Raw genomic sequence first — 22,285 nt, 5'->3', positions numbered from 1 at the left:
GCATGAATAATCTGGATTTGTCTCATGCCCGTATTGCTGTCATCGGTTCTGGAACCATGGGAATCGGTATTGCTCAGTTGGCAGTCATACACGGTCATTCTACCATTCTCTATGATCTTGATCATGAAAAGACCAAGCAGGCGGTGGATGGATTGCATCAGACTTTTGCTAAATTGGTTGAAAAAGGCAAGATAACGGCAGAACAAGCCCAGCAGGCATGTTCACGTTTAAACATTGCCAATGGTATAGACGATTTAGCCAATGCTGAATTAGTAATTGAGGCTGTAGTGGAAAAACTGCAAGTGAAGCAGTCTTTGTTTCAACAGCTTGCGGCTATTTGTAGTGAACATACTATTTTTGCCAGCAATACCTCTTCAATTTCAGTCACTGCGATTGCGGCTGGGATTCCACAACCTGAACGTGTCGTGGGGCTACATTTCTTCAATCCTGCACCAGTGATGAAACTGGTGGAAATTGTGCAAGGTTTAAAAACACCAGCAGGATTATGTCAGGCTTTAAAAAGTTTGATGCTGGCTTGGAAAAAGATCCCGGTACTGACCAAGTCAACGCCAGGATTTATTGTCAATCGGATTGCCCGTCCATTTTATGCAGAAGCATTTCGTGCCTTACAAGAACAGGTTTCAACTTATGACCAACTGGATTATGCCTTAAAGCAGTGTGGTGGTTTTGCGATGGGGCCGTGTGAATTAACGGATTTAATTGGACAAGATGTCAATTTTTCCGTGACTCAAACTGTGTATGAAGCGTTCTTTTATGAGCCGCGTTATCGTCCAAGTTTGATTCAGAAAGAATTAGTTGATGCTGGTACATGGGGGCGCAAGTCAAAACAAGGTTTCTATCACTACGATGAAAAAAATCAGTATGCGACTTTTCAGCCTCAAACCATTGTCACTCAATCCTTTCATGCTGATGTTCAAGTTAAAGGTACATGGGCTCAATGTTCGCATTTATTAGAACGTCTAGGCTTAAGTCGTGCTTTAACAAGCAATGAAAATATCATTCAAATTGATGATATTGATCTACGTTTAAGTCAGGGTGAATCTGCCAATTTACAGTATTTAAGTCGAAAAACCATCTTGATGGATTGGCACCATGATTTCGCGCAAGCGCAAGCCGTAGTACTGAGCCATAATCATCTTTGCCAAGCTGAAGATCTGGCAAAAATCGAAGCGTTTTTTGCTCAACAACAGATCAAGGTTCTTTGGATCAGCGATCATCCCGCACTGTTAACTTTACGGACCATAGTTTTATTGATCAATGAAGCCTGTGAAGCCAGTCTGCATGGGATTGCCAGTATGGAAGATATTGATAATGCCATGCGCTATGGCGTCAATTATCCTAAAGGGCCGTTTCAATGGATGATGCAATTGGGTGCTGAATACGTCTTGGCAACGCTAAACAATTTATATGCCATCTACGGCGAAGAAAAATATCGTGCAAGTCTTTATCTCAAGCAATACGTGGCAAAGCAGCAAAGTGTGATTGCTGACTATTCAAAAAATTTAACAGAATGTGCATAAGCAGGAGCGATCATGGAAGACGTTTTAATTTGTGATTTTATTCGTACCCCCATTGGACGTTATGCAGGCTCATTGAGTTCGGTGCGTACTGATGATCTTGCGGCATTGCCAATCAAACATCTAAAAGAAAAGCATACACATTTACCGTGGCAGGATTTAGATGAAGTGTTTTTAGGCTGTGCCAATCAGGCGGGCGAAGATAACCGCAATGTCGCGCGTATGGCGACGTTGTTAGCAGGTTTACCTGAGTCAGTTCCAGCAATGACAGTCAACCGTCTCTGCGCTTCTGGGCTGGATGCGGTCGGTTTGGCAGCACGTTCAATTAAATCGGGTGAATCTCAATTTGTATTGGCGGGTGGTGTCGAATCCATGAGTCGGGCACCTTTTGTACAGGCCAAGCCAACAGAAGCGTTTGGTCGTAGCCCTGAAATATTTGATACCACCATCGGTTGGCGTTTTGTTAATAAAAAGATGAAAGCCGACTATGGCACTGACAGCATGCCTGAAACGGCTGAGAATGTGGCTGAGAAATACCAGATTAGCCGGCAAGACCAAGATACGTTTGCGATTCGTAGTCAACAAAAAGTGGCTGTGGCACAACAAAATGGTTTTTTTAGGGATGAAATCTTGCCCGTTGAACTGGTTGATCGTAAAAAGAACATCACCATTTTTAGCCAAGATGAGCATCCTAGAGCAGAGACCAGTCTGGAAAGCTTGGCGAAATTAAAAGCGCCATTCCGTAAAGAAGGTGGTTCCGTGACTGCGGGTAATGCATCGGGTGTCAATGATGGCTCGGCTTGTGTGTTACTGACCAATCGTCAATTTGCCGATACGCATGGTTTAACACCTTTGGCACGTGTGGTGGGACTTGCCAGTGCTGGGGTTGAACCGAAATATATGGGTATTGGCCCAGTGCCTGCGGTGCAAAAATTGTTGAAACAAACAGGTCTCAGTTTAGAGCAAATGGATGTGATTGAGCTCAACGAAGCTTTTGCTGCACAATCTCTGGCTTGTATGCGGGAGTTAGGGCTTAAGGATGATGATGCACGAGTCAACCCGAATGGTGGTGCAATTGCGTTGGGTCATCCACTGGGTATGAGTGGGACGCGTTTAGTCATGACGGCAACCCGAGAGTTGAAAAGACGCCAAGGAAAATATGCACTATGCACCATGTGTGTCGGTGTCGGGCAAGGTGTCGCCCTAATCTTAGAAAATTTAGCTTAAAGCAATTGAAACGGTTCGAATAATATAACGACATAGGAGAGACGGCAGTGGATAGCCTCATCACAGAAGATGTAGAAAAAATGACGCTTGCGGAGTTACGAGCGTTGCAAACCAAACGATTAAAAGATACCTTGACCTATGTTTATGCGCATAGCCCAGTGTATAAGAAAAAGTTTGATGCAGCAGGTGTGCATCCAGATGATTTTATTAACTTGGATGATCTGGCTAAATTTCCTTTTACCACCAAACAGGATTTAAGAGAGAACTATCCCTTTGGTATGTTCGCAGTACCACAGGAGCAGATTGTACGTTTACATGCCTCTTCAGGCACCACAGGCAAACCCACTGTAGTCGGTTATACCCAAAAAGATATTCATACCTGGTCGGACATCGTGGCGCGTTGTCTGCGTATGGCAGGTCTAAGTGCCAAAGATATGATTCAGGTGGCTTATGGTTATGGTCTGTTTACTGGTGGTTTAGGGGCCCATTATGGTGCTGAACGTTTGGGTGCAACCGTGATTCCGATGTCAGGTGGTCAGACAGAGAAACAGGTGCAACTGATTCAGGACTTTAAACCGACAGCAATTATGGTCACGCCATCGTATTGCGTCAGCATTATTGAAAAACTGGAGCAGCAATTCGGCAGTGCCCGTAATACTTCGTTAAAGGTTGGTATTTTTGGTGCTGAGCCATGGTCAAAAGAGTTACGCCGTGAGATCGAAGAGCGTTTAAATATCAAAGCACTGGATATTTATGGTTTATCGGAGATTATGGGCCCTGGTGTTGCCATGCAATGTCTGAATGAAGGTGAAGGACTGACGATTTGGGAAGATCATTTCTATCCTGAAATTATTAACCCAGAAACAGGTGAAGTGTGTCAGGACGGCGAACTCGGTGAATTGGTCTTTACCACCATCACCAAAGAAGGTTTGCCGATTATCCGCTATCGTACCCGCGATTTAACCCGTTTATTGGCTGGACAGAACCTTGCCATGCGCCGTATGGATAAAATCGTAGGCCGTAGTGATGACATGCTGATCATTCGTGGTGTTAATGTTTTCCCGACTCAAATTGAAGAACAGATTTTACAAGTGCCAAGTCTGGTGCCGAATTATGAAATTTTGGTAGCAAAGAAAGGTCATATGGATACTTTGCATATCCGTACCGAAATGTGCCATAACTGTGACAAGCAGGCGCAGCAGTTGGCTCAGCAGTTGATGCAGCGGATTAAAACCATGATTGGGATCTCAGTCACTGTGGAGGTGGTCAACGAACTGACCTTGCCACGTTCTGAAGGGAAAGCAAAACGCGTCATTGATATGCGTCAGATTGCTTAACATTATGACCATTCAGGGTATAGTATCATCTATATCCTGAATCTAAACGCCAAGATAAAAGTATGAGTGCAAAGTTACAGCAAATTATTGATTCGATTATTCAGAATGAAACCTTAAGCGGAACTTCGCTCATTTCCACTATTTTTGGGGATTCGGTGTTGCATCGTGGCGGTAACATTAGCCTTGCCAGCTTGATTCAGTTACTGGAGCTATTTAATTTTAATGATCGTGCTGTACGAACTTCAGTTTTTCGCTTGGTTAAAAGTGATTGGCTTGGTTCAGACAAGATCGGCAGAACCAGTTTTTATCGTATTACCGATGCCAGTCGTTCAAAATACTTACAGGCTGAGCAGCGGATTTATAATGATCAAATGAAAGAATGGGATCATTCTTGGGATTTGATTTTGATGTCGAGTCTAGACACTGACAATAAGGCTTTTTTAAAGAAAGAGTTGGAGTGGTTGGGCTTTGCCAATATTTCCACCAATCTGATGGCTTATCCAGGTTCGAATCGTCTGCAATTGCAAAAGTTGTTGGTTGATCTCAATATGAGTGAACAAGTGGTGGTGTTTAAGGCCGAGACCTTACAGTTGTTTAATAACTCAACTGACACCATTAGCCGTATGTTAGAAACCAATTGGCCAATTGATGAACTGCGTCAACGCTATCTCCAATTTCTGGATATGTTTAGAGAGATTGGTACGATCTTGATGCAAGAAGATGAAGTGATTGAACCGATTCAAGCCTTTCAGATTCGTACCTTACTGATCCATTATTACCGTCGGATTTTACTCAAAGACCCTGCATTACCCCTAGAGCTGTTATCTGCGGACTGGCCTGCAATCAATGCTCGTACTTTATCCATGAATATTTATAAGAAAGTTTTTGAAGCGGCAGATGACTATTTCCTGTCAGTCGCTGCAACCTCAGAAGGGCCAATGCCAAATGCAACTGCACATTTTTGGCGTCGTTTTGGTGGCTTAACCCAGAGTAACGAGAGGTTGAGTCATGCCTTGTTATAGCATTGATGGGGTGATTCCTGTGGTTCACCCCAGTGCATTTGTTCACCCTACTGCGGTATTAATTGGTGATGTGATCATTGAAGCTGGAGCTTATATTGGGCCATTTGCCTCATTACGTGCGGATTTTGGTCGTATCCATATCAAGCAGAATGCCAATGTACAGGACAATTGTATCATTCACGGTTTTCCACAAAGTATCACCCTGATTGAAGAAATGGGGCATATTGGTCATGCTGCCACTTTGCATGGATGCCGTATTGGTAAAAATGTGTTGATTGGCATGAATAGTGTGATTCTGGATTATGCTGAAATTGGTGAAAATACCATTGTTGGTGCAAATAGTTTAGTCAAAACTAAAGATCAAATCCCTGCCAATGTACTGGCAATGGGAAGCCCTGCAAAAGTTGTGCGAGAGTTATCCGAACAAGAACGTGAATGGAAAATCAAAGGAACGCAAGAATATATTCACTTGGCGCAGCGTTGTTTAAACAGCATGACAGAAGTCCTGCCTTTAGTGGAAAATTCACCTGAACGTAAGACCTATCAAGATTTTCAGTCCAATCATCAGATTAAACCAACAACAGCATAAATAGAACATTTGAGCTGATCAATTTCTTTTGAACATCCGCGATAACCAGACATCAAAAAGCAACAGTTTGTTTTTAAATATTAGTTGATGATGGATTGTAAATTTTTCTACTTTTTAAGTCAGAAAAATACAGGAAAGCATTTTCACTACATTTTTGGATGTAAATCGGCCTAAAAGTGAATACTTTATTTAAGGAAATACAACGAGGTTAATGATGTCTATTTTAACAAAAGAAATTTGGGATCAAAAATTATTTCGTGGTACATGGCAATCTGCCAAAAACGGTTATCAAGTGGTTGAAGTTGCGACAGGTGAGTCCTTAGGACAGATTGGTTATGCCGATGCATCCGATGTGGTCGAGGCGGCTCAGCAAGCCAAGATTGCACAAAAGCAATGGTGGGCGCTCAGTTATCAAGAACGTCAGTCAGTATTTGAGCGTACTGTGCAGATTCTAACCGAACATCAGGCTGAAATTATCCAATGGCTGGTTAAAGAAAGTGGTTCACTACCGTTAAAAGCTGGTTTTGAAGTGAACATTGCTATTCAAGTACTCAAACATTGTACTGCATTACCCGCAGCTGATCAGGGCACATTATTGCCAACAGCAGCAGGTAAATTGAGTTTGGCTAAGCGAGTGCCTTTAGGTGTGGTCGGTGTGATTTCGCCGTTTAATTTTCCATTGTATCTTGCGCTACGTGCGGTTGCGCCAGCCTTGGCGCTTGGAAATGCGGTGGTCTTAAAACCTGATGAACGTACCGCGGTCTGTAGCGGTTATGCGATTGCCCGTATTTTTGAATTGGCTGGTTTACCACAAGGACTGCTACATGTACTGCCCGGTGGTGCTGAAGTGGGCGAAGCACTGACCTTGGATAAAAATATTGCCAGTATTCAATTTACCGGTTCAACCCATGTAGGGCGGATTGTGGGTGCAAATGCGGCTAAAACACTGAAAAAAGTATCGCTTGAGTTAGGCGGTAAAAACTCGCTAATTATTCTGGACGATGCCGATATTGAGCTTGCGGCAGAGAATATCGCGTGGGGTGCTTTTTTGCATTCAGGTCAAATCTGTATGACTTCTGGAAAAATCCTGATTCAGGAAAAAATCTATCCGCAAGTCAAACAACGTGTGATTGAAAAGGTCAAAAATTTTGTGGTGGGCAATCCTTTGCATAACGATGTCACGATTGGCCCTTTGATTAATGCCAAACAATCACAACGGGTTGAGCAGTTGGTCAATGAAGCAATAGCGCATGGGGCTAAACTGGAAGTTGGTGGACAGGCCAATGGTGTGTTTTTTGAACCAACGGTCTTAGCAGATGTCAAACAGGACAATCCAATTTTTGCTGAGGAAATTTTCGGTCCTGTTGCCGTGCTGATTCCTTTTAACAGCGATGAACAGGCCATTGAACTTGCAAATGATGGAGATTACGGGCTTTCGGCGGGGATTATTACTGCCAATGTTGGCCGTGGTATGCAACTTGGGCAACAGCTGAATGTTGGGTTATTGCATATCAATGATCAAACCGTGAATGATGAAACGGTGAATCCCTTTGGTGGCTTTGGTGCTTCAGGCAATGGCACACGGATTGGTGGACCTGCGAATGCGGATGAGTTTACTCAATGGCAATGGATGACGATTCAGGCACAAGCGCCTCATTATCCATTCTAAGCTATCTTGGAAATTCCTTCTGATTTGTCTCTAAAGCATTAGGGACAAATCCCTTTAAATCACATTGCGTAGTTCATTGGCGGTGTTGCGCAGTAGCGGCAATATCTGCTGGACTAAATAATCTTCTTGTACTCGGTTGGTCTGTGACATGCAGTTTAGCGCTGCAATCGCTTTTCCTTGGGCATTGATCACAGGTACAGCAATCGCAATCACACCGAGTTCGTGTTCTTCTTTGGATAGGCAGTAATCTGCTTGTGATATTGCTTTCAGTATTTCAAAAAACTTGATTTCGTCGGTTATCGTAAAAGGGGTTAAACGTCTTAAAGCAAACGTTTTCACCCAGTCCCGTTGAGCTTGTTCAGATAACGCTGCTAATAATACTTTGCCTGTTGAGGTTGCATGTGCAGGTAAGCGATTGCCCAAATGCATACCATAAGGGCTGACACGAAGATTATCCTGTTGAGGCAGATAGCTACGCGCAATCGGGACTACCTCGTTATCATCTAGAACCACCAATGAAAAGGTTAATGTGGTTTGTGCAGATAAAAGATTCAGGAAAGATTGGGCAATTTTAGGCAGATGGGCTGAACTTAAATAAGAACTTGAGAAACGTAATACACGATGGGTGAGCCAGAAATAATGCTCATCTGTCTCTAAATAGCCTAGATATTTCAAAGTCTTAAGATAACGCCGTGCTGCTGTCCGACTGATTCCAGTCCGTTCAGCCACTTGAGTGACATTTAAACGTTGTCGATCAACCCCAAAAGCCTCCAGTAAAGCTAGGCCCTTTGCTAAACCTGCAATGTAGTCTTCCTGACGAATCTGTTCATATGAACTAGGGTGCTCTAATACAGCATCAACCTTAACCATGCTTCCATTCCTGTTATTGTGATGTTTTGTCCGCTATTCGGACAAATGAAATGATAAACGGTTCTTTTCAACTTGGCTATCTCGTGCACACAACTTAAAAGCAGTAAGTTAAAAGACAGGAGATCACAAGGAAGATGTCATGGAAATTTTAACAACACAGGTCGCAATTATTGGTGCTGGTCCAGCCGGATTGTTACTTGGGCAGTTCCTATACCAAGCTGGTATTGAGCATATTATCGTGGAGCAGCGCAGTGCTGATTATGTCGCTTCACGGATACGCGCAGGTATCTTGGAACAAGTTTCTGTCGATTTACTTAAGCAGGCAGGTGTCGATCAGCATTTAAAAGCGAAAGGATTACCGCATTCAGGCATTGAGATATTGACCAATGGCCATAAGCATCGAGTCGATTTATCTGCACTAACGGGCGGAAAGCAGGTCACCGTGTATGGTCAAACCGAAGTGACTAAAGATTTGATGGCTGCCCGAGAAGCTGCACACCTAAAATCCTTTTATGAAGCTCAAAATGTACAGATTAGCGATTTTTATCAAAAGCCTAAGGTGCAATTTGAATATCATGGTCAAACCATCCAGATAGAATCAGACTTTATTGCAGGTTGTGATGGCTATCATGGAATATGCCGAGCCAGTGTGCCTCAGGATAAAATCAAGACCTATGAGAAAGTGTATCCATTTGGCTGGTTAGGCGTGTTAGCCGATGTGCCTCCCGTTGCCGATGAATTGATTTACGTCCAATCAGAACGTGGGTTTGCTTTATGCAGTATGCGTTCAGAAACACGTAGCCGTTACTACTTGCAAGTGCCGATCAGTGATCGAGTTGAAGATTGGTCAGATGAGAGGTTTTGGGAAGAGCTCAAATTGCGTTTAGATGCTGAAAGCCGCGAAAAGTTGCTAACAGGACCATCAATCGAAAAAAGTATCGCGCCACTACGCAGTTTTGTGACTGAACCCATGCGCTTCGGCAAGCTGTTTTTAGCCGGTGATGCGGCACATATTGTTCCACCAACGGGCGCAAAAGGGCTGAATCTTGCCGCTTCAGATATTGCTTATCTGTCAAGTGCATTGATTGAATATTATGTCGAAGGTTCAGATCAGGGTATCCAGGAATATTCAGAAAAATGTTTACAACGAGTTTGGAAGGCTGAGCGTTTTTCTTGGTGGATGACCCACTTATTGCATCGCTTTGAAACAGAAACTGAGTTTGAACATAAGATTAAACAAGCCGAACTCAGTTATATCCTTGGCTCTACAGCGGGTAAGACGACCTTAGCAGAAAATTATGTGGGTTTACCCTATGAGAGTAAAAACATGACTGAGCAAGTCCATGTTTCAATTGCTCAATAGAGCAAATAAAAAAGGCCTGTCCAATGCGTTGGGCAGGCCTTTTAAATATTGAATAAGTAACTTATTCAGCAAATTGCGGAATCATTTTACGTACATTGGTCTTTGCTTCAATCACGGTCATAAAGGTATAAGCACCAATGAATTTGCGACTAATAAACATAAATTCTTTTGGTGGAATCGAGAAATAGCGTGACGCCATCGATTGACCAGCCTGTTGCATTACACGATTATGCAGTTGGCTCTTTTTCCAGTCATAGCGATCTTGATCATCCATAATCCCTGTAGGCATATCTGGATTGTTGCTTGGGCAGCTAAATGCCTCTGTTGCAATCAGGAACACATCCGCCATACCAGGTTTAACACTTTCAGGCATGGCATCAAAAAATTCATAGCCTGTCATAGCTTTAACCATGGCATTTTTATCATGCTCATAACCTGCATGAATCAGATTGCGGGCTACGGTCAGTAAATTGTTATCAAATTGGCGAATTGCACCAAAGTCGAGTAGCACAATTTTATCTTTAACATCCTCACCGTTTCCTAAACGAACCAAGTAGTTACCAAAGTTCGGGTCAGTCTGCATTTCTCCCCATTCAAATAGTTCACGCACTGCGATTTCTAAAGAGGCTTCGCCTAATCGGTTGCGACGCTCTTGAGGGAGGGAAAGCATTACTGGGCTATTGACTGGTACGCCACGCTCAAAAGTCATGCACAACACTTTCTCAGCGCAAAATTCCTCAATGATTTCAGGCACTACATAACGAGGATCATCTTTCAATCGCTCAGCAAAGCGACGTGTCGTTGCCGCTTCAATGCCATAATCGACTTCACGATGCATCATTTCACGAACTTCATCAAACCACTGATCAAACTCGCGGGTTTGAGGTACCATGCGAGTGAGCTTCAGCATGTTCTTAAACAGATTCATGTCGGAATCAATGGCTTCAGCAACACCTGGATACTGGATTTTCAGCACTAACTCTAAACCATCTGACTTACGGGTAGCACGATGGACTTGGGCAAGTGAGGCTGTTCCAATCGGTTCATGATCAATCGTCAGCTCATCGAGTTTCGAGCCCAGTTGATCTTGTAAGTGCGTTTTAATTGCAGGCCAAGCCAAGGCAACAGTTTGGTTGTTGAGTGTATTTAAGGCTTGTGTGATTTCTTCAGGTAAAAAATGTTCGCCGTAAAGCGCCATCATTTGCCCAATCTTGACGATTGAACCTTTTAATTTCCCAATTTCAGAAACTAAATAGTGCGCCTGTTCAGCCATGGCTTTTTTACGTTTCTTCTCTTTTTCTTCTTCACTCGAAAATAGGGAAGTAGCACTTGCAGTCGCCCAACGTGTTCCAGCAAGTAAAGAAGCTTTTGCAATAGATAAGCGACGATCCACCGATGAGGTTTTTAGATTCTTAAGCTTATCGTTCTGATCTGACATGAAAGAAAAGTCCTATGCTGAAATCGGAGGGTTGAAAGCCGAGACTTGAATTGTAGCGGATATTACAGCTTTTGAACGTATTAAAATAGTTCAATCTCTTGAATTATCAGTCTAAATTTGTGCAATAAGAGCAACTACTCTTAAATAGCCTAAGTAAAAATTTCGTATTTACGTGATCTTTACTATACATATGTCCTAAATTTTAAACTGAATTTTGAGTGAAGACTTTCGCATTAAAGCCGCTCTGTTGCTATGAATATGTTTCACTAACATTCGCTTAACCTGACTATGATGAAACCCAACTGCATACGCTTTAACGATAATAATACTGGGCAGCGTAAAGAAAAAATACTTGGTGTCGTCTAAAGTCGCATCTTTGAAAACGCCTTCTTCAATAAGCATCTCTCTGAGAAATTGTTTTTCAGCTTGTACTGTGCTGGATGATTCATCATCCCAATAATTCTGACGCATTGCCATCAAATTATTATGCTTATAACTCATAGAACCATTGAGCCTGTTTATTTCACCGTTACCCAATATATGAGGTTGCGAGGGTATTTATCAAGAATAGATTTATATCAAAAATAGCCTAAGCAAATTTAAACCTTTATTTAAAAATGATACACTTATCTAACTGCTAAACTTAGACAAAAATACTGAATTGTTATGACACCGGCTTGTAAACTATTGGAAAAAAATAAAATATCATTTTCTATTCATGAGTATGAACATGATGTAAATGCAAAAAGTTTCGGACTGGAAGCAGCAGAAAAACTCAATTTAAAGGTGGAAGAAGTTTTTAAAACCTTAATGGTGACCGACGAAAAGAATTATTTCATTGCGGTTCTACCAGTGAATCACCAACTCAATCTAAAAAAAGTGGCGACAGCAGTAGGCTGTAAGAAACTACAAATGGCCAATCCTAAAGATGCTGAGCGCCTAACAGGTTATCTGGTAGGGGGGATTAGCCCATTAGGACAAAAGAAACGTCTTAAGACCGTTATTGATGCGACGGCGAAAGCGTTTGATAAAATTTATGTCAGTGGTGGAAAAAGAGGGCTGGACATTGGTGTTGACCCGCAGGATTTAGCAGCATTGCTTGGCGCAGGATTCTTTGATCTTTTAGACAAATAAAATAAAAGCTGTAGACAATGTAATTATTAAGATACTGTTATTTCTATGTTTTTTAAAATCTGTAAAAGCTATTGCCAATACAAAAATTATCATTTTATTTAATGAGAATTATTATTATCTTTTTGTATCTTTATTAAGCTAAATCAATATTTAAAACAATTTAATTCAATAGCTTATATCATTTATTTCAGGTTCTTTTATGGAATTGAAATAGTAAATGATAATAATTATCATTAGTTCCATCTTAATCGCAAACTCCCTTGTGCTTAAGATATGTTTCAGGCCTAAAACATTTCGAAAAACAAATTAACTCTCTTGAAAGAGGATACCGTCAGATGCAATCACTTGCCAATCGGTTGGCGATGCAACATTTCGTCAATGCATATACGCAAGAAACTGGCAAAGGTCACTTGCTAGATAACAGTCAGCAAAGTCCACAACAACAAGCGTTTAGCCAAGGTTTGACGCTGTTATCAATCCCTATCCATTCTATTCAAGCTCAATGTAATTTTCCTCTATCTTATGTCAGTCGAGTCGGGCGACATCGCTTAGCAGATCTTCCTCAAATCATTATTCATGGTCAAATCAAGACATTCAGTTCAGTTGCAATCGTCGGGTTATTGCTTGAAGAACTGGTTTTTGAATCTTCTATTCCATTAGATGCAGCTTCTTTGTTAGAGAAGTGGATTCAGAGTCGTGATGCATTACAACAGTTTTTAGCACAGCGTGAAGCTGATTTTGATGACTTAGTCAAAGCAGGCCAGAGTTTTATTGAAACTGAGCAGGCGCTTATTCTAGGGCATAGTATGCATCCAGCGCCGAAAAGTAGAACTGGTTTTGTGCATGAGGATTGGTTAAAGTTCTCACCTGAACACAAAGGCAAGACTCAATTGCATTATTGGTTAGTGCATCAGGACTATATTTCAGAAGGCTGCGCTACGGATGAAAGTATTTCAGTCCAATTAAAAACAGCGTTACAGTGGTATTTGTCTGAAAATGATCTTAATCTCTTAAAAACCCATACTGAATATAAATTGCTTCCATTGCATCCATGGCAAGCCCGTTATTTGCAAAGTAAGTCATGGTTTGAACGTTTGAAACAAACGGGGCAGTTAATTGATGTAGGCTTACGAGGCTGGCAATTTTCTCCAACCACTTCAATTCGAACACTGGCGAGTTTTAATGCACCATGGATGGTAAAACCGTCACTTTCAGTGATGATTACCAACTCGATTCGGGTGAACTTAGCCAAAGAATGCCACCGTGGTGAGTTAACCCACCGTCTATGGCACAATGAGTTTGGTCAGAATATTTTAAAGCAATGCCCAAGCTTAAAAGCGGTGAATGATCCAGCATGGATTGCTTTGAAAATTGATGATGAAGTGGTGAATGAAAGTATCTGTATTTTCCGCGATCAGCCATTCCATCCGCATCAGCAAGTGACATGTATTGCATCCTTATGTCAGGATCATCCAGATAAGCCTTTAAATCGTTTTAATGCCTTATTCGCAAAAATTGCAAAAGCACATCATGAAACCGATTTCTCAGAAATCGCTTTAGATTGGTTTAATCGATTCCTCGAAGTCAGTTTGCAACCGTTGATGTATGTCTATCATCGCCATGGCATGGCTTTTGAGTCACATCAGCAGAATGTGCTGTTGGAGTTAGAGAATCATTTCCCTAAAACCTTATGGTTACGTGATAACCAAGGTTTTTATTATATTGAAGAGTTTGCAACCGAAATTCTGCAAGCACTGCCTGAACTGAAAGAAAAAGCATTTGCCGTTGGCCCTAAAGATTTCGTGGATGAACGTTTTAGTTATTATTTCTTTGGTAATACCTTGTTTGGCATTATCAATGCCATTGGCGCAACAGGCTATATTACTGAAGATGAATTGCTCGAACATTTAACAAGTTTCTTGCAGGAGCAATTGCAGCAATATCCAGACAGTACCTTGTTGCAGGGATTATTGTTTAATTCAACACTGCCTTATAAAGGTAATTTGCTGACACGTTTGCATGAGTTAGATGAGCTCATCGCACCAGTTGAAAATCAATCTGTCTATGTGCAACTGCCAAATCCGCTGCGTATTTCACAGAAGGATGTCAGTTATGCTTGATTTTATTGGAATTGGTCTAGGGCCATTTAATCTGAGTCTGGCCAGCCTGCTACATAATAAAAGCACACTGAACTATGCAATTTTCGAGCAGAAAGCTCAGTTTGACTGGCATGCGGGAATGCAGTTACCCAATACGATATTGCAAGTGCCGTTTATGGCGGATCTGGTCTCAATGGTTGATCCAACCAGTCCATTCAGCTTCTTGAATTATCTGCGTCATCAGCAGCGTTTATATAAGTTTTACTTTTTAGAACAGCCGCATATTCCACGCTGTGAATATAACCACTATTGCCAATGGGTTGCAGAGCAACTGGATTGTATTGAATACCAATCTCGTGTTTTGAAGATTGAACCTCAAACCATTGGCTTTAAAGTTGTGGTGGAATCAGAAGGTGTTCAGCACAGTTATTTATGCCGTCATCTGGTCATCGGAAGCGGTAATGTGCCTCACTTGCCTGAATGTTTGACCAAAGTACAGCAACAGCAACCACAAAAATGTCTGCATTCTGCGCAATATATGACGCATGCCGATACAGATTTACACGGCGATGTGGTGGTACTTGGTTCAGGGCAATCTGCTGCCGAAGTCTTTATTGATCTGTTTGATGAGCAGCAAGATACAGCCAATCATCAGTTCGACCTACACTGGTTTACGCGTTCTCAGGGCTTCTTCCCAATGGAATATGCGCCATTAGGACTGGAACATTTTAGCCCAGATTATGCACAGCATTTTTATACTTTACCAACTGAGAAGAAAGAACAGCAATTGCAGCAGCAGTCTTTGTTATACAAGGGCATTAGTGCAAAGACCATCCGTGAAATCTATCAAAAATTGTATCACCGTAGCATTGCGGGACAAAGTTTGCAGACACATTTACATAGCCAATGTGATTTGAAAGATGCAGAAGTCTTAGATACGCAAAAAATTCGACTGCATTTCCAACATCGTGCCACGGCACAGGCTTTCCACTTAGATTGTGATTTCCTGGTTGCTGCAACAGGCTACGTTACGCCTGACTTTGACTTTATGCAGTTGCTGAAACCTTATATTGAATTTGATCATAAACAGCGTTGGCAAATCACTGAAGACTATCGTGTCGTACATCATCTGAATGGCCATATTTTTGTTCAAAATCAAGAAATGCATAGCCATGGTGTCGGTACACCAGACTTAGGGCTGGGTGCTTATCGTGCAGCGACAATTATCAATCAATTGCTTGGTGAGCCACTTTATGAACTTGCTCAGCAGGCGCAAACCTTCCAGCATTTTGAAATCACTCAAAATCCTAAAATCCAAATGGTAGATGACAAAGCGCTTCCAGAAGATGCTGTTTCTGGAAAAGTTGTGAACAAAAACCACTCTATTTTAAAGAAAACAGAACAGAACACGATTACGGCACATTCAAATAGTCGCTGTGCAAATACACGGGCACAAAACGCTTCTGTACATTCAACTTATGAGAAATTGATATGAACTTTGCAACTTTAAAAATTAATCAGCAGCAATGGCGTGCCGCTGGGCAGCGTCTCATTGAAATGGCGATTGCAGAGTTTCTATATGAAGAAATTATTGAAGTGAAAGCCATATCAGCAGGACGTTATCAGTTAGATCTGGGCAATCGTCAGTATGAGTTTCAAGGTCATCAATATTTGTTAGGGCACTGGAATATTCAGGACGGCTCGGTACGTGATGTAAGCAAGGGTCAGCAGAGTGACCAACCTGCCTGGAATTTACATGAGTTTATTGTTGCGATGGCTGACAGTTCCAATGTAAAGCCATTCACCAAAGCGTATTTGATTAAGGAAATGAATAATACTTGGTTGGCAGAAGCACATCTGTTTAATGAAGCACGCCTACCAAGCACTGCAGTACTGACTGAACCACATTATAAAGTTGAAGGGATGTTGCGTGGTCACCCTTGGTTGATTATGAGTAAAGGCCGCATGGGCTTTGGTTATGATGATTATCTGACGTCGGCACCTGAACTCTCACCAGAAGTCAAAGTACTCTGGTTGGCTGTACATCGTGATCTAGCAGAATTCCGCAGTACAGAACAATGGGATGCTTGTGGTTTATATCAACATGAATTTGATGCCAATGAGCTGCAACAGTTCATCCAAATTTTGAAAGAAAAGAATTTAGATCCGCAAAATTACTTTTTGATTCCTGTACATGCTTGGCAATGGCATCAATGGCTGGTTCCAACCTATGCCAATGAAATTGTCGACCAGAAAATCATTGAGCTCAACATTAGCCAAGACAGCTATGTGCCAATGCAGTCTATTCGCACATTATGCAATACATCAAACCTACAACGTCATTACATTAAGCTGCCAGTCAGTATTTTCAATACCGCTGTTTATCGTGGACTACCATCAAAACGTAATCTTGCTGCGCCAGCTGTAACTGGATGGTTAAAGCAAATCCATCAGCAAGATCAAGACCTGCAGAATACCGGTGTGGTTTTCTTAGGTGAAGTTGCAACTTTAACCATTCACCAGCCATGTTTTGACCGAATTGAAGGTGCACCTTACCAATTTAAAGAGTTGTTTGGTTGCTTGTGGCGTGAAAGTGTCGATCGCTATGTTGATCCATCACAGCAAGTGCTCTCTCAAGCAGCCTTATTACATCGGGATATTTCAGGTCAATCAATCCTGAGTGTACTGATTCAAGCATCAGGCCTAAGTCCTTTGACATGGTTGGCGCAGTTTGCCCAAGTGTGTTTAAGCCCGTTATTACTGTGTCTGTATCGCTATGGCCTAGCTTTTTCTCCGCATGGTGAAAATACCATGTTGGTACATGAAAATGGTGTGCCAAAAGCATTGGTATTAAAAGACTTCATTGATGACATCAATTTGGTGGATGAAGATTTCCCTGAGTTGGCTCAATTGCCATCTGAAGGTGATTTGTTACTGCGTCATGATGCTGCCGATTTAAGTCATTTTATTTTCACTGGTCTATTCATGGTGCATTACCGCTATATCTGTAATGTGTTCTTGCAAGATTACCCAGAATATTCAGAACAGGATTTCTGGCAGACCATTTCCAACACCATTGTTGCGTTTAACCAACAACATCCCGAGTTGGCTGAACGTGCTGAAAAGTTTGCCATGTTGCGCCCAACCTACACCAAAATCTGTTTGAACCGTGTTCGCTTATTTACCACAAGTTATAACGATGAAGCAGAGCGTCCAGTGCCTGTATTCCTCGATCCAATCCCGAACCCAGTTAGCCCTGAAACATTGGCTGAATGGTCGATTCAGCAAACTGAATCGAAAGCGGGTTAAGTCTTCTTCTAAATTTTATAAAGGTTCGATATGAAAACAATTTCTCAGCAATTACCTGACTACTTTGAATACCACGAAGATGGAACACAGTATTACTTACGTCAAGTGCAATATCCACAAGATATTCCTTTGCTGCATCAATGGATGCATGAACCGCATGTCATTCCACAATGGCAATTGAATAAATCAGAGTTAGATCTACAAGTTTACTTCGACAAAATGCTAGCAGATGACCATCAACGTTTGTTGATTGTGGGCGTGGATGGCAAAGATGTGGGATATACCGAAATCTATGAAGGTAAACGTGATCGTTTAGGCCGTTATTACCAAGGTGATGACAATGATCTCGGTTGGCATTTGCTATTTGGCGATAAATCTGTGTTTGGCAAAGGCTTTTTACGTCCAACAATTCGTTTACTGAGTTTCTATATTTTTGAACATTCACAAGCGAAAAAAATCGTGGGTGAACCAGACCATACGGTTAAACCTTATGCTGCTGTGGTCGCAGAACTTTGCTACGAAACTCAACGTTTAATTCCGATGCCAGAAAAAACGGCAATGCTGTATTACTGCTTTAGAGAAACTTTTTATAACAAGTTTGGTGAATATTATCAAACATCACAACAACAGCTAGCTGATCAGCCAGCCAAAATCCTGAGTGTTACATGAGCCTATCCATCAATGAGATGCACATCTTGGACATGCGCTTTGCCGCGCATGTCTCAGTGGCCGAATTTGAGCAATGGTTAATGCATATTCAACAATATTTCGAACAAAAAAGAAGTTTTGTGCTGATTATGCAAACCGAGCCGAACACTGAATTTCCTGAAGAATATCGGGTGATTCAGGGGAAATGGTACAAACAATATAAACAAGATTTTTATCAATATTGTTTAGGCCTTGCTCGCATTGCCCAAGATGAAGCAGATCGTATTCGATTAGACACGCCAGCTTTGCAAAAAGCCTGGCATGTTCCTTATTTTGTCAGTTTAGAAAAGACCGATGCCGTGCAATGGGCGATGCAGAGGTACTTATGAATCAACAAATAAAACCTGACCAAGATTTTCCAATCAAAACAGTCTCTGCACTGAGTCTATCTGTAGTGGTGGTGTTGTACCTTGCACATGCATTACCGCTGTATTTTTACAATGTTGCCTTACCTGCGATTTTACGTCATCAAGGGGTCGATCTACGCTGGATTGGCATGTTGTCATTGCTGTATATCCCATGGGCATTTAAGTTTTTTTGGGCGCCCTTAATTGATCGTTTTTATTTTAAGGCGCTCGGTAAACGTAAGACTTGGCTTTTATTTACTCAAATTGCCTTGGTATTAGGTGTCGTTGCCTTGGCTTTGACTCAATTCGATTACGGTCTAAGTATCTTTGTCATTGTCGGTTTATGGATTTCAACCTTTGCCGCAACCCAAGATATTGCGATAGATGGTTATACCGTTGAAACCTTTTCTGAATCCGAATATCGCCTAGGCAGTATGGCACAAAGTATTGGTGTGGCACTGGGCAGTATGATTGGTGGTGCTGCAACTTTGTGGCTGTATCAATTGTATGGTTGGCAAACTGCACTGATGTGTTTAGCTGCTATGACAGCACTGACCATGTTGGCGGTGTTTCAAATCAAAGAAAAATCGAATACAGAAAAAATTGCCAAACAAGCGCCGAGTTTGATTCGAGCATTTAAACGTCCAGAAATGTTATGGGCTTTGGCGTTGATAGTTTGTTATCGCGTGGTTGAAGCGCCAGCAATGGCCATGCTAAATCCGATGTTGATTGATCAAAAATGGTCATTGGCAGAGATTGGTGTACTGATGTCTGTGATTGGCGCGGGCATTGGTTTATTGGCCGCAGTAACAGCCGCATTCCTGTTAAAAAAAATTGCAGCAACACAATTGCTGATTTGGGCTGGTTGGGCACGCAGTTTGGTCTATCTGTTACTTGGCGTAGCCGTTTTACTTAGTTGGTTTAACCAATGGCATATGTTATTGGGGCTATTTGTTGTGGTTATTTTGGCGATTCGCTATATCGCGATGACCGCTTTATATGCTCACTTCATGCATACCAGCTCTAAGGAACAAGCGGGAACAGACTTTACCATTTTGGTCTGTTTTGAGCTGCTGGTTTATTTCATTGGCGGTGCAATGTCTGGTTTCTTGGCCAAAGCCTTTGGTTATGGAAATTTCTATCTCATTTTAGCGGCAGCATCTGTGTTGAGCGTTTTGCTCAGCCAAGTGTTAATCCATAAAGCAAAACAAACGGAACAACTCACCTAGGGGTAATTTATGAAAGTACGTTCACTTTCAACATCATTAACGCTGTTAAGCTTAGCAATCAGTACTCAGCTATATGCTCAAACAGTTGAAACAGATGCATCTGTTCAAACGACTGCTGCTGTAACAAGTCAAAAACCAACACAACTTGCACCTATCGTAGTGACAGCATCGCGTTCAGCACAAAGTATTGCTGAAATTGCAGGTACTGTGTATCGCATTGAACAAGAAGATATTGCAAAACAAGCCGCTGCGGGTAAAAGCACAGCAGATATTTTAGGTTTATTAGTTCCATCGTTAACACCAAGTTCTGGTACAACCAGTAACTATGGTATGACCATGCGCGGTCGTACAGTTCAATACATGATTGATGGCGTACCACAAACAGGTTCGCGTGATAGTTCACGTCAATTAAATAGTATTAGCCCAGATATGATTGAGCGTGTTGAAGTGGTCTCGGGGGCAAGTAGTATTTATGGTTCTGGTGCAACAGGTGGGATCATCAATATCATTACTAAAAAAGGGTCGACCGACGGCGTTCATTTTGAATCAAAACTTGGCGTAACTTCTGGCGATAACTTTAAAAATGATGCCTTGGCTTATGAGGTGTATCAATCTGCTGCTTTTAAACAAGGGGACTGGAATGGTTTTCTTGGGGCAAGCTATACCAAACGCGGTGAGATTCAAGACAGTCATGGTGACCGAATTGGGCCTGAAGTCGCACAGACTGACCGTCAAGATACAGAAACTATTGATGTGAATGGTCGCTTGGGTTGGCAGTTTACTGACAAGCAAAGTATTAGTATCGGCGCACAATATTATAATGACGAACAAGATAGTGATTATGGCGCCGATTACGGGCAAATTTCTGGTTATAATGCAGCCAATTTATTATTTCCAACGGCTGTGACCCCGAGTTTAAAAGCAGTCAAAGGTTTACAATTAGATACTCAGCCTAGAACAAAGCGTTATGCAATTAATACCCAATATGAAAATCAAGATATATTGGGCCAAAAGTTGAATGTTGAAGCATTTTATCGTAATGAAAAAGGGCGTTGGTTTCCAACAGTGTCTCCACTTGGACATGGCACTTTAAATGGTGGCTTAGCACAACTTTATCCAAATTATGCTGACCCACGTTCACCTGATTTCTTAAAAGCTGTTCGTCTAGGCTATGCTGTTTTACAGTCAGAATCAGAAATTGATGTTTGGGGCTTACGTACTGCCTTACAAAAAGATTTTGAGATTTCAAATCGTAAGTTAGGTTTAATTTACGGCGTAGATTATGAAAATGAAAAGGATAAAGCCTCTGCGCGTCGATTTAGCTTTGATCAGTTTTATGCAAGTAATGGTCTGAATTTTGAACCAGAGAAAACATATCAATTTGGACCAGACACAGAAATTAAAAAATTAGGTGCCTTTTTACAGGGGCATTATGAAGTATCAGATCGATTGAATGTTCAAGCTGGTATTCGCCATGAACGAATAGACAGTAAAGTTTCTGATTCAACGCCTTATCGTGAATCTATTCCTGCTGACATTTTGACAAACGACTTAAAATATCCATATACCGCAAAAGCATTGGCAGGAGGTAAGGTTAAACATGATGCGACATTATTTAACTTAGGTGCAGTTTATCATTTAAATGATGCTCAACAAGTTTTTGCTAACTTCTCACAGGGTTTTAGCATTCCTGATGTGCAACGTATGCTTCGTGACGTTCCAGCTAATTTCGTTGTAAATAGTAATAATATTGATCCGATCAAGGTCAATAACTATGAATTAGGTTGGCGTTTGCAAGGTGATAGCGGTCTAAATACAAGTGTAACTGCTTTTTATAATACTTCAGATAAAGTTGTACGCTTTAATAGTGCCCCAGCATACAACATTGATGTTGTGGATACTGATGAGCGTATTTATGGTGCTGAAGCAAATGTTAATTATCCAGTAACTGAGAGTATGTCATTAGGAGGTACAGTCGCTTATACACGTGGGCAATTTAAAAATTCAGATGGAAAATGGCAAGAGTTAGATAGCACCCGTATTTCTCCTTTAAAAGGTACGCTCTATACGGATTGGCAATTTACAGACGGCTTTGGTCTCCGTGTTCAAGCACTTGCTGTAAGTGGTACTGATAAAGCGACAAAAGAAATGCAAGACTATAAAAATATAGATCCAGCAGGTCGAAAAAATATCAAACTGCCTAGCGAAATTAAAGGTTTTGCCGTAATGGATGTGATCGCCAATGCGAAAGCTGGTCCAGGAACGGTAGGCTTTGGTATCTATAACGTTTGGAATACGGAATATAAAACTGTATTTAGCCAAGCTGCGGAATCTGTTTATGGCGCTATGTCGAGCCTGCCTGCACAAGGCCGTACTTATGGTTTGAGCTATACCCTCAAATACTAA

At 41.6% G+C, this 22,285-nt stretch carries 18 protein-coding genes; 15 read left to right on the top strand and 3 right to left on the bottom strand.

Annotated elements, in window-relative coordinates; genetic code table 11:
- The first annotated feature begins 2 nt into the window (after window positions 1-2).
- The 6 genes from V6E90_RS07700 (at window position 3) to V6E90_RS07675 (ending at window position 7,382) form a co-directional block, all read left to right on the top strand.
- The gene (locus V6E90_RS07700; protein ID WP_332605008.1) at window positions 3-1,541 is read left to right on the top strand and encodes a 3-hydroxyacyl-CoA dehydrogenase; all 1,539 of its coding nucleotides are present in this window, start codon (window positions 3-5) and stop codon (window positions 1,539-1,541) included.
- A 12-nt stretch (window positions 1,542-1,553) separates the two neighbouring features.
- Window positions 1,554-2,765: a 3-oxoadipyl-CoA thiolase gene (gene pcaF, locus V6E90_RS07695; protein ID WP_065343865.1), complete on the top strand. Its 1,212-nt coding sequence runs from the start codon at window positions 1,554-1,556 to the stop codon at window positions 2,763-2,765.
- Between the two features lie 47 nt (window positions 2,766-2,812).
- Entirely contained in the window at window positions 2,813-4,102 is a 1,290-nt protein-coding gene (gene paaK, locus V6E90_RS07690; protein WP_332605007.1) for a phenylacetate--CoA ligase PaaK, read from the top strand.
- Between the two features lie 62 nt (window positions 4,103-4,164).
- The gene (locus V6E90_RS07685) at window positions 4,165-5,124 is read left to right on the top strand and encodes a PaaX family transcriptional regulator (protein WP_332605006.1); all 960 of its coding nucleotides are present in this window, start codon (window positions 4,165-4,167) and stop codon (window positions 5,122-5,124) included.
- Window positions 5,111-5,713, top strand: a complete 603-nt coding sequence (locus V6E90_RS07680; protein ID WP_332605005.1) for a gamma carbonic anhydrase family protein — start codon at window positions 5,111-5,113, stop codon at window positions 5,711-5,713. The genes V6E90_RS07685 and V6E90_RS07680 overlap by 14 nt, the downstream gene beginning before the upstream one ends.
- A gap of 214 nt (window positions 5,714-5,927) precedes the next feature.
- Window positions 5,928-7,382, top strand: a complete 1,455-nt coding sequence (locus V6E90_RS07675; RefSeq protein WP_332605004.1) for a benzaldehyde dehydrogenase — start codon at window positions 5,928-5,930, stop codon at window positions 7,380-7,382.
- Window positions 7,383-7,436: 54 nt separating this feature from the next.
- Here V6E90_RS07675 and pobR read toward each other — a convergent pair whose 3' ends face one another.
- Window positions 7,437-8,252, bottom strand: a complete 816-nt coding sequence (gene pobR / locus V6E90_RS07670) for an IclR family transcriptional regulator PobR (RefSeq protein WP_332605003.1) — start codon at window positions 8,250-8,252, stop codon at window positions 7,437-7,439.
- A 139-nt stretch (window positions 8,253-8,391) separates the two neighbouring features.
- Between pobR and pobA the strand changes: the two genes are divergently transcribed.
- The gene (pobA, locus tag V6E90_RS07665) at window positions 8,392-9,615 is read left to right on the top strand and encodes a 4-hydroxybenzoate 3-monooxygenase (RefSeq protein WP_332605002.1); all 1,224 of its coding nucleotides are present in this window, start codon (window positions 8,392-8,394) and stop codon (window positions 9,613-9,615) included.
- Between the two features lie 61 nt (window positions 9,616-9,676).
- On the opposite strand, the gene V6E90_RS07660 is transcribed toward pobA, so the two are convergent.
- Together V6E90_RS07660 and V6E90_RS07655 are read right to left on the bottom strand one after the other, a co-directional pair.
- A complete protein-coding gene (locus tag V6E90_RS07660; protein ID WP_016540237.1) occupies window positions 9,677-11,053 on the bottom strand; it encodes an ABC1 kinase family protein in 1,377 nt (458 codons plus the stop codon).
- 195 nt (window positions 11,054-11,248) lie between these two features.
- A complete protein-coding gene (locus tag V6E90_RS07655) occupies window positions 11,249-11,554 on the bottom strand; it encodes a hypothetical protein (protein WP_332605001.1) in 306 nt (101 codons plus the stop codon).
- Window positions 11,555-11,719: 165 nt separating this feature from the next.
- Between V6E90_RS07655 and ybaK the strand changes: the two genes are divergently transcribed.
- The 8 genes from ybaK (at window position 11,720) to V6E90_RS07615 (ending at window position 22,285) form a co-directional block, all read left to right on the top strand.
- A complete protein-coding gene (ybaK, locus tag V6E90_RS07650) occupies window positions 11,720-12,187 on the top strand; it encodes a Cys-tRNA(Pro) deacylase (protein WP_171552954.1) in 468 nt (155 codons plus the stop codon).
- A 335-nt stretch (window positions 12,188-12,522) separates the two neighbouring features.
- Window positions 12,523-14,307, top strand: a complete 1,785-nt coding sequence (locus tag V6E90_RS07645) for an IucA/IucC family protein (RefSeq protein ID WP_332605000.1) — start codon at window positions 12,523-12,525, stop codon at window positions 14,305-14,307.
- Entirely contained in the window at window positions 14,300-15,781 is a 1,482-nt protein-coding gene (locus tag V6E90_RS07640; protein ID WP_065343872.1) for a lysine N(6)-hydroxylase/L-ornithine N(5)-oxygenase family protein, read from the top strand. Before V6E90_RS07645 ends, V6E90_RS07640 begins: the two co-directional genes overlap by 8 nt.
- Entirely contained in the window at window positions 15,778-17,595 is a 1,818-nt protein-coding gene (locus V6E90_RS07635; RefSeq protein ID WP_332604999.1) for an IucA/IucC family protein, read from the top strand. The genes V6E90_RS07640 and V6E90_RS07635 overlap by 4 nt, the downstream gene beginning before the upstream one ends.
- 30 nt (window positions 17,596-17,625) lie before the next feature.
- On the top strand, window positions 17,626-18,264 hold the full coding sequence (acbD, locus tag V6E90_RS07630; protein WP_016540231.1) for an acinetoferrin biosynthesis acetyltransferase AcbD: 639 nt from the start codon (window positions 17,626-17,628) through the stop codon (window positions 18,262-18,264).
- Complete coding sequence (locus V6E90_RS07625) at window positions 18,261-18,632, top strand: hypothetical protein (RefSeq protein ID WP_004807317.1); 372 nt, start codon at window positions 18,261-18,263, stop codon at window positions 18,630-18,632. The genes acbD and V6E90_RS07625 overlap by 4 nt, the downstream gene beginning before the upstream one ends.
- Window positions 18,629-19,879: an MFS transporter gene (locus V6E90_RS07620; protein WP_278491623.1), complete on the top strand. Its 1,251-nt coding sequence runs from the start codon at window positions 18,629-18,631 to the stop codon at window positions 19,877-19,879. Before V6E90_RS07625 ends, V6E90_RS07620 begins: the two co-directional genes overlap by 4 nt.
- A gap of 9 nt (window positions 19,880-19,888) precedes the next feature.
- Complete coding sequence (locus V6E90_RS07615; protein WP_332604998.1) at window positions 19,889-22,285, top strand: TonB-dependent receptor; 2,397 nt, start codon at window positions 19,889-19,891, stop codon at window positions 22,283-22,285.

It is taken from the genome of Acinetobacter sp. ESBL14 (assembly GCF_036668815.1).
GTDB lineage: Bacteria > Pseudomonadota > Gammaproteobacteria > Pseudomonadales > Moraxellaceae > Acinetobacter > Acinetobacter gyllenbergii.
Note: the sequence above shows the minus strand (reverse complement) of the source record. Positions and strands in the feature narration are given on the sequence as shown.